Annotated in this window: 17 protein-coding genes; 7 read left to right on the plus strand and 10 right to left on the minus strand. The window is 46.9% G+C overall.

Annotated elements, in window-relative coordinates; all coding sequences use genetic code 11:
- Window positions 1-91: 91 nt before the first annotated feature.
- Window positions 92-415, minus strand: a complete 324-nt coding sequence (locus BP97_RS0103265; protein ID WP_028547821.1) for a hypothetical protein — start codon at window positions 413-415, stop codon at window positions 92-94.
- A 96-nt stretch (window positions 416-511) separates the two neighbouring features.
- Window positions 512-1,084 (minus strand): xanthine phosphoribosyltransferase, encoded by a 573-nt coding sequence (locus BP97_RS0103270; protein WP_028547822.1) that lies wholly within the window; start codon window positions 1,082-1,084, stop codon window positions 512-514.
- Between the two features lie 311 nt (window positions 1,085-1,395).
- Here BP97_RS0103270 and BP97_RS35110 point away from each other — a divergent pair, with 311 nt between their 5' ends.
- Window positions 1,396-2,097, plus strand: coding sequence for a DUF4309 domain-containing protein (locus BP97_RS35110; RefSeq protein WP_051620334.1), 702 nt, complete (start codon window positions 1,396-1,398; stop codon window positions 2,095-2,097).
- Window positions 2,098-2,167: 70 nt separating this feature from the next.
- On the opposite strand, the gene BP97_RS0103280 is transcribed toward BP97_RS35110, so the two are convergent.
- Window positions 2,168-2,791, minus strand: a complete 624-nt coding sequence (locus tag BP97_RS0103280; RefSeq protein ID WP_231506201.1) for a DedA family protein — start codon at window positions 2,789-2,791, stop codon at window positions 2,168-2,170.
- A 162-nt stretch (window positions 2,792-2,953) separates the two neighbouring features.
- Here BP97_RS0103280 and BP97_RS0103285 point away from each other — a divergent pair, with 162 nt between their 5' ends.
- Window positions 2,954-4,000 (plus strand): YkvI family membrane protein, encoded by a 1,047-nt coding sequence (locus BP97_RS0103285; RefSeq protein ID WP_028547824.1) that lies wholly within the window; start codon window positions 2,954-2,956, stop codon window positions 3,998-4,000.
- On the opposite strand, the gene BP97_RS40090 is transcribed toward BP97_RS0103285, so the two are convergent.
- Window positions 3,926-4,351 (minus strand): hypothetical protein, encoded by a 426-nt coding sequence (locus BP97_RS40090; RefSeq protein ID WP_156043134.1) that lies wholly within the window; start codon window positions 4,349-4,351, stop codon window positions 3,926-3,928. The two genes, BP97_RS0103285 and BP97_RS40090, sit on opposite strands and share 75 nt — an antisense overlap.
- 41 nt (window positions 4,352-4,392) lie before the next feature.
- Window positions 4,393-4,677, minus strand: coding sequence for a hypothetical protein (locus BP97_RS0103290; protein WP_028547825.1), 285 nt, complete (start codon window positions 4,675-4,677; stop codon window positions 4,393-4,395).
- An 88-nt stretch (window positions 4,678-4,765) separates the two neighbouring features.
- On the opposite strand from BP97_RS0103290, the gene BP97_RS0103295 reads away from it, so the two are divergent.
- Window positions 4,766-5,524 (plus strand): glucose 1-dehydrogenase, encoded by a 759-nt coding sequence (locus tag BP97_RS0103295; protein WP_028547826.1) that lies wholly within the window; start codon window positions 4,766-4,768, stop codon window positions 5,522-5,524.
- Between the two features lie 28 nt (window positions 5,525-5,552).
- Window positions 5,553-6,488, plus strand: a complete 936-nt coding sequence (locus BP97_RS0103300; protein ID WP_028547827.1) for a DMT family transporter — start codon at window positions 5,553-5,555, stop codon at window positions 6,486-6,488.
- Window positions 6,489-6,556: 68 nt separating this feature from the next.
- Here the strand turns inward: BP97_RS0103300 and BP97_RS0103305 are convergent, their stop codons facing one another.
- Window positions 6,557-7,687, minus strand: a complete 1,131-nt coding sequence (locus BP97_RS0103305; protein WP_028547828.1) for a glycosyltransferase family 4 protein — start codon at window positions 7,685-7,687, stop codon at window positions 6,557-6,559.
- 248 nt (window positions 7,688-7,935) lie between these two features.
- Between BP97_RS0103305 and BP97_RS0103310 the strand changes: the two genes are divergently transcribed.
- A complete protein-coding gene (locus BP97_RS0103310; protein ID WP_028547829.1) occupies window positions 7,936-9,072 on the plus strand; it encodes a GGDEF domain-containing protein in 1,137 nt (378 codons plus the stop codon).
- 83 nt (window positions 9,073-9,155) lie between these two features.
- On the opposite strand, the gene BP97_RS0103315 is transcribed toward BP97_RS0103310, so the two are convergent.
- Window positions 9,156-9,362: a helix-turn-helix domain-containing protein gene (locus tag BP97_RS0103315; RefSeq protein WP_028547830.1), complete on the minus strand. Its 207-nt coding sequence runs from the start codon at window positions 9,360-9,362 to the stop codon at window positions 9,156-9,158.
- 214 nt (window positions 9,363-9,576) lie between these two features.
- Here BP97_RS0103315 and BP97_RS35115 point away from each other — a divergent pair, with 214 nt between their 5' ends.
- Complete coding sequence (locus BP97_RS35115; RefSeq protein ID WP_051620335.1) at window positions 9,577-9,993, plus strand: helix-turn-helix domain-containing protein; 417 nt, start codon at window positions 9,577-9,579, stop codon at window positions 9,991-9,993.
- Between the two features lie 83 nt (window positions 9,994-10,076).
- On the opposite strand, the gene queC is transcribed toward BP97_RS35115, so the two are convergent.
- Genes queC through queD form a run of 3 tightly spaced genes read right to left on the minus strand, consistent with a single transcriptional unit; the run spans window position 10,077 to window position 11,976 of the window.
- Complete coding sequence (gene queC / locus BP97_RS0103325; RefSeq protein WP_028547831.1) at window positions 10,077-10,784, minus strand: 7-cyano-7-deazaguanine synthase QueC; 708 nt, start codon at window positions 10,782-10,784, stop codon at window positions 10,077-10,079.
- 39 nt (window positions 10,785-10,823) lie between these two features.
- A complete protein-coding gene (locus tag BP97_RS0103330) occupies window positions 10,824-11,483 on the minus strand; it encodes a 7-carboxy-7-deazaguanine synthase QueE (protein ID WP_051620387.1) in 660 nt (219 codons plus the stop codon).
- Window positions 11,484-11,496: 13 nt separating this feature from the next.
- Entirely contained in the window at window positions 11,497-11,976 is a 480-nt protein-coding gene (gene queD, locus BP97_RS0103335) for a 6-carboxytetrahydropterin synthase QueD (protein WP_028547833.1), read from the minus strand.
- 301 nt (window positions 11,977-12,277) lie between these two features.
- Between queD and BP97_RS0103340 the strand changes: the two genes are divergently transcribed.
- A complete protein-coding gene (locus BP97_RS0103340; RefSeq protein ID WP_028547834.1) occupies window positions 12,278-13,639 on the plus strand; it encodes an RsmF rRNA methyltransferase first C-terminal domain-containing protein in 1,362 nt (453 codons plus the stop codon).
- Window positions 13,640-13,712: the final 73 nt, after the last annotated feature.

Below are 13,712 nucleotides of genomic sequence, written 5' to 3' on the forward strand. Positions count from 1 at the left end.
CTCTAAATGCACAAAAAAACCTATAGCCCTCGGGGTCCATAGGTTTTTTGTATCTATGCTTAGGTCGATATAATTGCGATGTCCAATCCTATTAGCTGACATGCTCCTTCGAATCATTGGTTTCAAACCAATAATCCAACACTTTACTGGACATAACTCTTTTCTTAATATAATCAACTTGCTGCTGCGAAAACTGCTGCTGCCACTCAACGTTCAGATCCTCACACAACTTCACGATTGTCAGCAGCTCAGACCATGCCACATACCTTTTGTACCAAAAAAATTGAGGATGTTCAATCATATAGGGATACAGGTCGTCAAACTCTGTATGTTTACAATCGAGGGCACGTTCAAAGTGAATTTTGGCTTCGCTCAACTTAGTTACAAAAAAATCAGTTGGAATCTCATTCCCCATAGCAATGCCTCCTCTCTTTCGCTTGAGTCCATTATAAAGGAAAAACACAATGGAGGGAATACTTAATAACTTTGAAAATAATTCTTGAATAGTCGCCTATTCAAACACAATCTCGCCTTGGCTGAGCGATGCAATCTTGGCTAGGGACTCAACACGAATCCCTGATTCACGAATGGTCCGTCCGCCTGCTTGAAATGATTTCTCAACTGCAATCCCTACTCCGACCAGCTCCGCACCTGAGCGGCGAATAATCCGAATCAAGCCTCTCGCAGCATCTCCATTGGCGATAAAATCATCGATTAACAATATGCGATCCGACTCGGTCAGCCATTCTCTCGAGACCATAATGTCGGTCACCAAACCTTTCGTAAAAGAAGGAACCCGCTCGCTGTACATTTCAGTATTATCCGTGTTCAAGCTTTTTTTACGTCTCGCAAAAACCATCGGTACGTTCAGTTCCTGCGCTGCAGCAAAAGCAATGGGGATTCCGGAAGATTCAATTGTGAGTACCTTGGTTACTCGATCTTCTCTGAACAACCGGGCAAACTCCTTGCCCATAGCTGTTGTTAGTACAGGATCCACCGCGTGATTCAGTATAGCATCCAGCTTAATAACGTCGTCGGAGATCACCACTCCGACTTCTCTAATTTTTTGCTTTAATAATTCCATTCGGTAGCCTCCATCCGAAAAACCTTTTCCGTTAACTTATCACAACGGGAAACCGGGTTTCAAGTCCTAACGTATAAACTTTTCTAAAGTTTATGCAACTTTTCCTTCAGTAAAGTCGTCTATTAATATAGAATGCGAGAAATAACGAACTAATCCATGAAAAGCGTGTTTTGAAAATAATAACTAACTATTTTCATTCAATTCGCCGATATTTGTCTGTAAACGATCTTTGATGATTCAAAAGGTACAGAGTATGATTAATAATGCTTAATAACCAACCTTTAATACATTTTCCAGAAAGGAAGACTGGGATGATTAACACACCTACATACGCCGCGCGTTGGCTCGTTCCTTTCATCCTCATTATGCTGATAACTGGATGTAAACATACGTCCGAGGCGTTAAACCCTGCTCCTACCGTCACACCAACACCATCACCTGCAGGTACAGCACCGCAAGCCAGCAAGGATTCAATCAACGAACAAGCCAGTGCAACTCCACAGCCGCTAGTAAATCCTAATGACAAGGTTTCTCTGGCAAGTGCAGAAACTGGGTCGAAGCCAGAAGAACAGCAAGAGACTGTCAAACCGACTGCAACACCTAAACCGAAGATTGACATTCAGGAAGCATACAATCAAACCAAACCGACATTGCTCGGTCTGACTTTGAAAACATCTCCTGACGCCGTAACGAGCAAATACGGCAAACCGAAAGAACAATTTCAAATGGAAGACGATGTCGATCCTATTACTGTTTATGACTACACCGATTTTATGGTCGGTTATAACAAGCAAAACCAACTGCAGTTTATCGACATCCGAAGCAGCGAGATCAATCCGGGATTGAACGGACTCAAGCTGGGGCAATCGACGAGCGATATTTATAAGGCTTTAGGCAAGCCGGACTCCAACACGAGCTACGTGCTTATCTATAAATCAAAGGATGCCGTACTTAAGCTCGATATCGATCCTAAGACAGATAAGCTTAACTCTATAAAGCTGTTCTCCGAGTAAGCTTCCTAGTTATCCAATCCAAAAAAGCTTGAATCAGGACTTTTCCTGACTCAAGCTTTTTTTTGGTCTTTTAACCTGTTTTTTTCTGTTTGGACGCCCCACGTTTTCTAAGCCACATAAACAATGCGATACCTACTGCTGCTAGAATAACAATCACAATTGCGCTAATTCCCATGTAATGATGAATAAGATTCATAATCTTCGGTGCATTTACACCGATAAAATGACCCAATGTCAGGAAAGAAGCACACCAGATAAGCGCCCCGGTGCCTGCGTACAACAAATACCTCCATAGTGAAACAGCGCTTACTCCTGCTAAGTAACAGGTGAAATGCCGAACTCCCGGCACATAATAACCAAAAGCTACTGTCCACAAGCCGTATTTCTTAAACCATCCCTCAGCTAAATCCAGTCGTTGCGGTGTCAGCTTCACCCATTTGCCGTAACGGTATAAAAAAGGCTTACCTACCGTCTTGCCCAAAAAGTAGCTGACCATCATTCCCGTCATCGTTCCGGCGTAGCTGACCAATAATGATTTGGAAAACGATAATGGCCCCCCATTAGAGGTCAGTGAACCTACCGTCGTCATTAAGATTTCATCAGGGACCGGAAGTCCCACAATCCCTACAGCCAACAAGCCGAACAGGGCGATGTATCCGTAATGTTCAATCAGCAGCAAAATATCATCCAGCACACAGACACGCTCCTGCAAAAAAATATATAAACGGTTTATAAAGCCTATTCTATTTTAACAGAAACCCGTCGTTTTCCCAAGTTCATGTCATGTGTTCGTCCCCCGTTTCATACCTTGTACTATATTGGAGGAACAAGCCGTACGAAAGGTGGACCTGTCATGTTGAGAAAGTTCGGCAGCATTATGCAAGTTTGCTTCACCTATGTCGGCACCGTTGTGGGAGCCGGGTTCGCTACCGGTCAAGAAATTCTCACCTTTTTTACAAGATATGGGTGGATGGCAACCCTGACGATCGGTATCGCCAGCATGCTTTTCGTCTGGCTCGGTATTAAGTTAATGTTTATTGCGCATGAAGTCAAGGCCCACTCGTATGAAGATTTGAATAAGCTCCTCTTCGGCCCCAAAGTAGGAGGCTGGATCAGTTTATTTACACTGGTAACGCTATTTGGCGTCACTACCGTCATGCTTGCCGGGGCAGGCTCGGTGTTTGAAGAACAGTTCCACTTGCCTTATCAATCCGGGCTGTTGGTAACGCTCCTGCTCGCTTATGCCGTATTAAACAAAGGAATGGAGGCCATCGTTGCCGTCAATTCCGTCGTTGTGCCCTTAATGCTGAGCTTCAGCGCCCTTGTCGTCTGGTATTCCCGGGACCTGCCTGGCTCAGGCAATTGGCTCCATCTGACTTCCGACTATCCTCTGGAAAGAATTTGGTTCGCACCGTTTCTGTACGCTGCTTTTAACCTGAGCATGGCTCAAGGGGTGCTTGTCCCACTGGGCGCTCAAATCCGGGATCGATCCGTACTTTTCTGGGGCGGCATTTGGGGAGGGGCTGCCATCGGCTTGATGCTTTTAGCCGGTCATTTCGCTCTATCAGCTCAAATGCCAGGCATTTCTCAATTCGAAATTCCAATGGGGCAATTGATTCAAAAGGTAGGACCGACGGTTCAACTGATGTTCATCTTCGTCATTTACGGGGAAATATTCACAACGTTTATTGCAGACGTATATGGTCTTTCCCTACAGCTTGAACAGCGTACCAAGATTTCCCGTTCATGGATTCTTTGGATCGTTCTGCTGCTAAGCTATCTGGTTAGTCAGCTAGGATTTAAAGCACTGCTTTCAACCCTGTATCCTTTATTCGGGCTGATCAGCATGGCTTGGATGATGATGATGATCTGGCGAAGAAACAGGCCCGCGGGTACGAACTAGCGAAAGCACGACCGCCAATCGAGCAATCATAAACAGCATGCCAAACAGCGTAAATACAAAGCCGCATAGCAAATATCCGTAATGATAAAGAGGATAGCTGTCAGCATCACGTATCACAGCCAATACATCGGTGAACAAAAATAAGCTCCCGATCGCAAATACGCCGATTAAAGCGTAATCAAAAAAGGTCCATTGAAGGAGTAAGGACGCTACTGCGGGCAGTTGTCCGCTATGGGTGTTTTCCTGCTCCTTATTACTCCTCAGTTGATAAACGAACCATATCAGCAGGACTGCCGAAGCCGTAACGATTAAACCGACGCCCCCGGCTAGTATCGCTAATATCATTTTCAATTCGGTAACCCCCTGACGAAGCTCATAGCTTCTTTTTCCATTTAGTAAGGTTGAATGGCCAATCGATAAACTAGCCATAACGAGAGGGCAAATACGAGCAGTGGCAAAATAGGCAATACGATCCACAGCATCCGCTCGTTAACGGTGCCCGCTCTCCTCCATAAATACCGCAAATTCAAGCCAAACACATCTGCTCCTGCGATGCTGTCATTAACGTCATGCGTTATGTCTGCGGACAGATGCTTGCCCTGGTTCGGCGTGATTTTACCTCGCTTCCAGCCTACATGATATGTAATTTCGCGCTCGGTACGTTGTACGGGCTCCATGCATTGCGCCTCCGATCGTTATCCTATATACTATAGTATTTATATACTGTAAAAAAAGCAATGAGTTTCTACAAAAGGAGGCTCCTGAATGAATAAGGTTGCTGCAATAACGGGCGGTGCGCAGGGCATTGGTAAAGCGGTATCACTCGCCTTTGCAAAGGCAGGCTATGAGGTATCCATAGCTGACACAGACAAAGAGGCAGGTCTCGAAACCGTACAGGAGATTCGCCAGGCTGGCGGAAAATCGCTCTTTATGCGCGTAGATGTTGCCAAAGAGGATGATATTTCGCGGTGGATGAAGGTTACACTTGCAGAGCTCGGACGACTTGATGTACTGGTCAACAATGCAGGGATCAGCCGCGGCGGCTCCATGCTGGAACTCCCTGTCACTCAATTTGACGAAGTAATCGGCGTTAATTTGCGCGGAGCCTTCATGTGCTCTCAGCAGGCGGCAGCCATCATGAAGCGTCAAGGCAGTGGTGTGATCCTCAATATGGCCTCCACAAGGGCGCTTATGTCCGAGGCGGATACGGAAGCTTACTCAGCATCCAAGGGCGGCTTGCTCGCGCTTACCCATGCAATGGCAGTCAGCTTGGGCGGCTACGGTATTCGCGTCAATGCCATAAGTCCAGGCTGGATTGAAACCAGTGACTGGCAAAAGGCATCACGCCGGCAAACTCCTGTACATAGCGAACGGGACCGTCTTCAACACCCTGTAGGGCGTGTCGGCAATCCTGACGATATAGCAAGCGCATGTCTTTATCTTGCGGGCAATCAAGCCGGCTTTATAACAGGACAGAACCTGGTCATCGATGGCGGTATGACCGTGAAAATGATCTACGATTAAATCAGTCAGCGAGGAGTTATTGTTAATCATGTGGTTTATGTTTGCAGCAGCCTCTGCCATCTGTTTCGGGTTAAGAGGCGTATTGTACCAATGGACGTCCCAGCGGCCTATAGACCGTAACCTGCTCTTGCTGGGCGTTTATTTATCCGGAACCGTAATAGCAGCTGTCGTGAACCTATTTGTAGGCCAGCCCTGGTCTGACGGCTGCTGGGTAGGTGTTTTGATGGGATTGTTCTCATTTATATCAAACGCCTCCATGTACAAGGGATTCGCCGTGGGAAAAGCTTCACTAATTGCTATGTTTACGGGTCTCCCTCCCGTAGTCGTTGTCATTCTAGCTTATTTCTTATGGGATGAGAAGCTGAATATGTGGCAATCCTTGTCCTTTCTCATCATTGTTTTCGGCATCCTTATGATTCGGTATTCTAACGATATCTCGCTGCGCAATCTGCAGGGCGCTCAGTGGGGGGCTATCACGATGATCGCCTTTGGGATCACCGACCTTTCTTCCAAAAAAGCAACGATGCTAGGGGCAGCAACCTTGCCTACCCTGCTTATGATGTATGTGACCGGTTCCCTCTTTTTCGGAATTTCCTGGTACATGGGTAGACGAAAATTAGATTCTGCAAAGGCTATGGTCGCCGCAGCCTCTGAGGAGACTCCTGTGACGGCTCCCGGAACAACCGTAACGGAAGAACATCCTCTCCCGAAGCCAAACTGGAGCGATTCGAGAACCCTATTATGGGGAATGTTCGTTGGGTTAACCAATATCTCCGGCATGATGCTGGTCATGCCTGCTTTCAAGCTTGGAGTGACCGGGCTCGTTTCTGTCGTCATCGCCATGAACGTAGTCTTCGTTCTGCTCTATGCCCGGTTCGTGCTGAAAGAACGATTCAGCCGACTGGAAGTAAGCGGCCTTACCTTCGCACTTATAGGTATCCTTATTCTTCGACTTGCAGCATAAAAAGACCCTAGAGAGACTTCCGTCATCTCTACGGTCTTTCCGTTTTTTTAGCCCTTGCGCAGCCTATCTTATTCACTTTTGCGGTAGGTGCGATACACGCCCTTCAATTGCTGTACGACCCGTGACATCGAATAGGCGTTTTGCGCTTTATCCCAAGCTACGCGTCCTAAATTATAACGGTAAATCGGATCGCCGATGACCTTCTCCAGTGCTCCTGCCAGCGCATCCACATCCTCAACAGGGACAAGCAGCCCGTTCTGCCCATGAGAAATTTGCTCAGGAATGCCTCCGACATTCGTACCGACAAGCGCTAAACCGCATAGAGCCGCTTCAGCAAAAACGGAACCGAACGCTTCTGCACGGGATGGCAGGACGAACACATCGAAGAAAGGCATGAAATCCTCCGGATGCAGCATATACCCGTAAAAGATAATTTCCTCATAAATGTTCAGCTCGATCGCCATCTGCTCCAGCTCTTGACGTATCGGCCCATCACCAATCAGATGAAGCACGAACGGGTTCCCCCGTTTTTTCAGCTCGGCGCAGGCCAGCAATAGAATATCAAGCCCTTTTGCAGGCACAAGACGGCATACGGTAATCAGCTGTGGAATTTTATTTTCGTGAGGAACCGGACGGAACCGTTTTTCATCAAAGCCGTTAGGAATGACCCCGATTTTTTCAGGCTCTTGCACGTACTCGGACAAGTACTGCTTAAAGGAGCTTGATACTGTGATCAATTGATCAACCCGCTCCTCCAATTCCCGATATATCGATGTCAGAAAAAGATGCTCCGGCCCATTCACACTAATTTTGCCATTAAGAATCAGCTCTCGCTCATAGCTTGAGTGAACCGTCATTATTACCGGTGTATCCGGAAACAGCTGCTTCATGACCAGACCTGCAATCGGATGATGGGCATGAATGATGTCGTACTTGGTCTGAAGCCGCATCTTGGTCCACCAGACATAATCTTTATACGTTTGAATGTATTTATCCACGACAGGATTCCCCGCATAGGGCTCCCAATCGAAAGTTGTGAAGCTTACCGGCTCCGTACCTTTGCTCCGCACCCGTTTAGGCAAGGAAAACAGTTCCATCTCCCAGCCGCGTTTGTTAAAGCGATCCAGCATAAAGGGAATCATAGAAGACACACCGCCAGGCTGTTCCGGGGGAAAAAATAATGCTTGTAAAATTTTCATGATAGCCCTCCGTGATCGATCCTGTTATTGTTCTTTAAAGCCACCAGTTGTATGAGGTGAAAAGGACGCGCTCTCCGAACTATCCCTTACCTACATCGTATCAGCATTAGGAAGTCACTACAAGAGTACGAAGGAAAAGAAAAAGTTACAAATCCAGGACAAAAATAGACATTTTTTTCACCATAACGAATATACGTTTGCTATAATATACCTAATCTTTATATTGAATGCGAGGGCTCTTACTCTTGATGAACGATTTGACTGATTTGTGGACAGGTACTTCAGGTACCGTCTTCTCCTGCACGATTATTTTAAGCATTCTGCTCGTGACGCTTCTCGCCTCAGTCCGTCTGCTTCTAAGCCGTCGGAAGATCGGCTACTTCTCAATCATGCTATCGCTGCTGATTCTAATGATTCAATACGGGCAGCTCATCGTCTTCGAGCTTACACAAACCCAGAGCGACCTTGCTAATTTCATAGCGCTTTTGTTAAAAGTGCTCTCCTTTCTATTAGTCAATACCGGTATTTATCAGTTATATAATCCTACCAAATGGAAAGACGCCATTGTTTTCATCCTAGGTATAGTCGTTACTATTTTCGTATCACTAACCTATTGGTACATGCCAGGCTGGCTGCAGGGAAGCAGCGAACAGGTACATTTGATGCAGCCATTGGGTATGGAGCTTTACTTGTTCCTGCTCATTTTCGTCAGCTTCCTGCTCATTAACCCGCGTATAGGACAAAACGGCAAGTATCAGGTCATGCTAACCTTGTACTTTTGTTCTCACATGATACATATGGCGAATATGTATTTGTTCAACAACAATCAATTCATCCTGAACAAGTTTGAGCAAATCATACCGATGGCGTTTCATCTCGTATTATTCCTGTTCATCTTTGAACGGATCATTGAAATTATGCAGGCCATTTACAACTCTTCCATAACTGACGGGTTAACAAGACTCTATAATCGTAAATATTTTTATAATCGGGTGTCGCAGCATATTGCTCAGCGGGTAGGGGTATCCGTTATTTTCAGCGATATCGATAATTTCAAGAAGCTTAATGATACGAAAGGACATCATATGGGTGATTTGGTTTTGAAGCAGGTAGCGCAAATCGTGAAAGAGGAAGCCGAAGAAATTGGAATATGCGGGAGATACGGCGGAGAGGAAATGGTCGTAATGGTGACCGACAGCGACGTGGATACCAGTGAGCTGGCTGAGCGAATCCGAGCGCGGGTTGAGGCTGAAACCATTGTTACTGTGAGTATGGGATATAGCCATTATAAGAAAAATGTGACGGCTGATGAGCTTATTAAACAAGCGGACGAAGCGATGTATAAGGCTAAAACTAGCGGTAAGAACAAGGTGGTCGGCTTTTGACATAAGCTGAATTGTGAGATGAACCCCTCACCTTGCCGCATGAACTGCATTATATACTGACTTGAAACAAAGAAAAAGACCGGCTATTCAATCGCAAATAGCGTGTCCAAAGGCTGTTCTAGCAGCTCGCTTAGCTTTTTGGCGGTAGCCGGTCCCACTGTTTTAACGGAACGTTCCAATAAACTAATATAAGATGGACTTAGTCCGGATTGCTTGGCGAGTTCCCGCTGTGACATCCCTTTAACGATTCGGGCTCTTACAAAAGCTTCTGACTTTGTTCTAATCTTCATTGATGAATCTTCCCCTCTTTTATTTCCGGTTACCTCAAAAATATTATACTTACTTTATTTTACTTTAGCAATGTTTTTTGTTTACTTTTGTATCCATCCCAACCCTTGATTTTCCATTTTTTGTGCAATCGCCAACCGTTGAAATTACCTATGTTTACTGATATCATTAAAAAGCTAAACTATTGTTTACTTCTGGTAAATGCAGGTGTCATACATGAACTTTTACGAACAGCTGCGCGATATGCGCAAACTAAAAGGCTTCACGATTCGAGAACTAGCCGACCGATCAGGTGTTTCCGCAGCCTACATATCCCAACTCGAAAATGGAAACCGAGGCGTACCTTCTCCTGACGTGCTGATGAAGCTTTCCGAAGGATTAAACACCCCCTATTCCGAGTTGATGGAAGTCGCAGGATATTTGGAGAAAGCGGACATGGATCGCGAAGGACCCTATTCCAGACCAAGGGTCAATTTACGCCGTTTTATAAGAGAAAATGAACTGAGTTTTGATGGAATTGAACTGACTGAGCAGGATAAGGAATGGATCGAGCGTATGCTAACAGCATTATTTTGGCGGGATAAAAAGAAATCCGAGATGGCAGCCTCAGACCTTAAGCTTGATCAGGAGTAGTACGGTAGCTTTCCTTACCTCTATCAAAAAATAAAAATCCCACTGATTCTCCGCTTCTTGAGCTGAAAATCAGTGGGATTTTATTATTCTTGGATATAAGGGATAGGGTCCTGTTCACCGGCTTCGGCGAAGCCTTTCAGGCGAAGACGGCAGCTGTCGCACACTCCGCAGGCTTCCTTTTGCCCATTATAGCACGATGTGGTCAAATGATACGGTACATTCAAGCGCATCCCCTCACGAATGATTTCGGCTTTGGTCCACTCGCTAAGAGGTGTTTCAATACGCATAGGTACGCCTTCTACACCAACCCGTGTAGCCAGCGCCATCACTTCTTCCACTTTACGGATGAATTCAGGACGGCAATCCGGATAACCGCTATAATCCAAGGCGTTTACCCCAATATAGACAGCTTCCGCTCCTGTCACTTCCGCATAGGAAGTAGCAATCGAGAGAAACAGCAGGTTACGGCCGGGAACATAAGTAACCGGAATATCCGATTCGCTGGCCTCCTGCTCCTTCGTCATATCCGGCACGTCGATCGATTCGTCCGTCAACGCACTTCCGCCGAATTCCTTCAAGAACCCAAGGGAAATCACTTTATGACGATCCGCCACACCGTAATGTGAGGCGACCTGCCGAGCGTTCTCTAATTCCACTTTATGACGTTGTCCATAATCGAACGTGATCGGGAACAATTCATAGCCCTGCGCTTGCGCAATGCCCATACAAGTCGTACTATCCAATCCACCGCTCAAAATGATAACCGCTCTTTTTGCTTGATTCGTTTGCATAGTTGTTTCACACCTTTATATCGATATACTTCTGCAAGATTAAACGCCGCGCATTGCGGGGTCCCAGATGATTTTGTGCAGCTGCATATTCAGCTTAACATGGGATAATCCATGATCCAGCATACGCTGTACCAGCTTGGCCGGAGGCATTGTCTCCCATACAGGACTGAACATCGGAAGCGCTTCAGTTGGATATTCCTCAAGAATTCGTACAGCCTCTTCGAAATCACGATCGCTGCCGATAACGAATTTCAACTCGTCCTGCTTGCGCAGCTTAGCAAAATTACTGACGATCATCGCATCCGATTCTCCGGAGTCAGGAAGCTTATAATCCATAATATAACGTACCTTTGGAGAGTGGATACGATCCATAAACATCGTCAAATCAATGGCTCCGTTCGTTTCGATATGAAGATCCGTCAATCTCTCGATATCAAGTAGCGCCTCAATCAAAGCAGCTGATTTCTCACCATACAAAAGCGGCTCTCCTCCGGTCAGGCACACATGAGTAGAGCGATATGTTCTCACTTGCTCTACAATCTCGTCAATCGTCATCACACTCTCCGCCTCTTCTGGCGGGTAGCTGTACTTCGTATCACACCAGCTGCACCTCAAGTTGCAGCCGAACAACCTTACAAATACGGTCGGAAAGCCAGCACGCGTACCTTCTCCCTCTACCGTCTCAAAAATCTCGACCATTGGTATTTTCGTATTATTCACCTGCTGTATCTCCCATCATAGCCGCCGTAACCGCCGCATAGCTGGTCGGAGTCTCCCACAGCCTTACTTCCTCAAGCTTGATCTTAGGGTACAAACCTTCTGCCCTCAAAGCGTCGATTAATTGTTCATACATCCAAACAACCATATTTTCTGCTGTTGTATTCATGAGCGGCAGCACATCATTTAAGTAACGATGATCGAGGCGATCCATAATCCGTTCTTTGGCAATTCGTTTGATATCCGAGAAATCAATCGTGATTCCTCGATGATCCACTTTTCCCCGCATTATGACCTGAAGCTTGTACGTATGACCGTGTAGGCTTTTGCATTTGCCTTCATAACAATGAAGATGATGTGCACTGTCAAACGTAAACTCTTTGGAGACAAGAACTTCTCTATCATGATATTTGAGCTGATCGGCTTGGATGTCCGAGCCCAGCTTTTGCACTTTAGTTGGAATTTCGTATTCCATATTCATTCACCTCTTCCCTGATCCCCCATCGTCAAACCAAGTCATCGAAGAAGTCCTTAGCAGCAAGGCTTCAATGGAGGTTGGAGCATGCCTCTGGGAGAACCTGCTATATCTAAAGCTATGTGCTCCGCATCATTCCTAATTACAAAAAAACACCCCCAATTATACCACGTGCGGCTCACTTCTCACAATAAGGAGAAACTTGTATAATAGGTCTGATACGATTACTAAAAGAACGAATTCCCTGCTTGAGTTAAGGCTACATCAAGCCAAGGACAGTATAAGGAGCAATGACTGCAAGATGATATCACTTCCCGAATCTTTCAAACAGCAAATGCGAGAGCAGTTAGGCGATGAAGCCGAACTATTTCTTGCCAGCTACGATATGCCGCGAACCCAAGGCTTACGTATAAATCCTTTGAAAGCAACTGCTGGAATCACCGAGCTTCTAACGAAGCAGTTCGGTTTAACACCAGTTCCGTGGTGTAAAGACGGATATTATTATGAGGATACAGCCAAGCCTGGCAAACATCCTTATCATGCCGCTGGATTGTACTATATACAGGAGCCTTCCGCCATGTCCGCCGTCGCGCTGCTTGATCCGCAGCCAGGCGATATCGTGTTGGATTTGGCTGCTGCACCTGGGGGCAAATCGACGCAAATTGCCGCGAAGCTTCAAGGACAAGGCTTGTTGATTACCAACGAGATTCATCCTGCTAGGGCCAAAATATTAGCTGAAAATATAGAGCGTATGGGCATTGCGAATGCCGTAGTGACCCAAATGGCTCCTGATCCGTTGGCAGCCAGGTTTCCGGTTTTTTTTGACAAGATGATGGTAGACGCTCCTTGCTCCGGTGAAGGCATGTTCCGCAAAGATCCGGAAGCCGTCAAGGAGTGGTCCCCTGATCATGTAACCATGTGTGCCGCGAGGCAGTGGGATATTTTGCAGGCTGCCGTCACGATGCTGAAGCCTGGAGGATCGCTAGCCTATTCGACATGCACCTTCAACAGGGCAGAAAACGAACGTACCGTCGAAGCGATCCTTGAGCGCTACCCGGAGTTCGAGCTGCTCCGCGTGGAGCGCATCTGGCCGCATCGCCATGCGGGCGAAGGGCATTTCGTCGCCTTGCTGCGCAAAGGCGGCGGTGAAGCTGCGGCGAACCCTATCGCCGCGCGCGGCAAAGCCGCTGGCAAAAGAGCCTCTTCCCCTAGACCTGAGGAGGAGGCGATGAAGCTCTTTCGCGCATTCGCCGCGGAGGCTTTACCCGGCTTCGAGCTCCCTCCGGGAGAAGCCGTTCTGTTCGGCGAGCAGCTGTACTGGCTGCCAGCTGCAGAGGGCTGTCCGTTCGAGCGGAGCTCTCTGAACGGACTGAAGGTGCTTCGGCCAGGCTTGCATCTGGCCGAAGTGAAGAAAGCGCGCATCGAGCCATCGCATGCGCTGGCACTTGCTCTGCCGAGGGGCTCTGCGCGACGAACGCTGGACTTCCCGGTGGATGCTCCCGAAATTGATCGGTACCTCCGCGGAGAGACGCTTGAAAGCTCCATGGAAGACAGCGGCTGGGTTCTCATTGCAGCCGACGGTTTGGCTCTTGGCTGGGGCAAGCTTAGCGGCGGACAAGTAAAAAATCATTATCCGAAAGGCTTGCGCCGAGTCGGCTCATAAAAAAACACTCCCCTGCTTCTATTAAGGAACCGCTCAATCGCCTAGGCGATTGACTATTCCGAGGAAGCTGGCG

The sequence above is a fragment of the Paenibacillus sp. UNC451MF genome (genome assembly GCF_000686845.1).
Taxonomy (GTDB): Bacteria; Bacillota; Bacilli; order Paenibacillales; family NBRC-103111; genus Paenibacillus_S.

Coding starts and splice junctions, on each gene's coding strand:
- BP97_RS0103305 (WP_028547828.1), bottom strand. CDS start 7,687: ATGAAAATTTTACAAGCATTATTTTTTCCCCCGGAACAGCCTGGCGGT.
- BP97_RS0103330 (WP_051620387.1), bottom strand. CDS start 11,483: ATGGTCGAGATTTTTGAGACGGTAGAGGGAGAAGGTACGCGTGCTGGC.
- BP97_RS0103310 (WP_028547829.1), top strand. CDS start 7,936: ATGAACGATTTGACTGATTTGTGGACAGGTACTTCAGGTACCGTCTTC.
- BP97_RS0103315 (WP_028547830.1), bottom strand. CDS start 9,362: ATGAAGATTAGAACAAAGTCAGAAGCTTTTGTAAGAGCCCGAATCGTT.
- BP97_RS0103340 (WP_028547834.1), top strand. CDS start 12,278: ATGATATCACTTCCCGAATCTTTCAAACAGCAAATGCGAGAGCAGTTA.
- BP97_RS0103295 (WP_028547826.1), top strand. CDS start 4,766: ATGAATAAGGTTGCTGCAATAACGGGCGGTGCGCAGGGCATTGGTAAA.
- BP97_RS0103265 (WP_028547821.1), bottom strand. CDS start 415: ATGGGGAATGAGATTCCAACTGATTTTTTTGTAACTAAGTTGAGCGAA.
- BP97_RS0103300 (WP_028547827.1), top strand. CDS start 5,553: ATGTGGTTTATGTTTGCAGCAGCCTCTGCCATCTGTTTCGGGTTAAGA.
- BP97_RS0103290 (WP_028547825.1), bottom strand. CDS start 4,677: ATGGAGCCCGTACAACGTACCGAGCGCGAAATTACATATCATGTAGGC.
- queD (WP_028547833.1), bottom strand. CDS start 11,976: ATGGAATACGAAATTCCAACTAAAGTGCAAAAGCTGGGCTCGGACATC.
- BP97_RS35115 (WP_051620335.1), top strand. CDS start 9,577: ATGAACTTTTACGAACAGCTGCGCGATATGCGCAAACTAAAAGGCTTC.
- BP97_RS0103270 (WP_028547822.1), bottom strand. CDS start 1,084: ATGGAATTATTAAAGCAAAAAATTAGAGAAGTCGGAGTGGTGATCTCC.
- queC (WP_028547831.1), bottom strand. CDS start 10,784: ATGCAAACGAATCAAGCAAAAAGAGCGGTTATCATTTTGAGCGGTGGA.
- BP97_RS35110 (WP_051620334.1), top strand. CDS start 1,396: ATGATTAACACACCTACATACGCCGCGCGTTGGCTCGTTCCTTTCATC.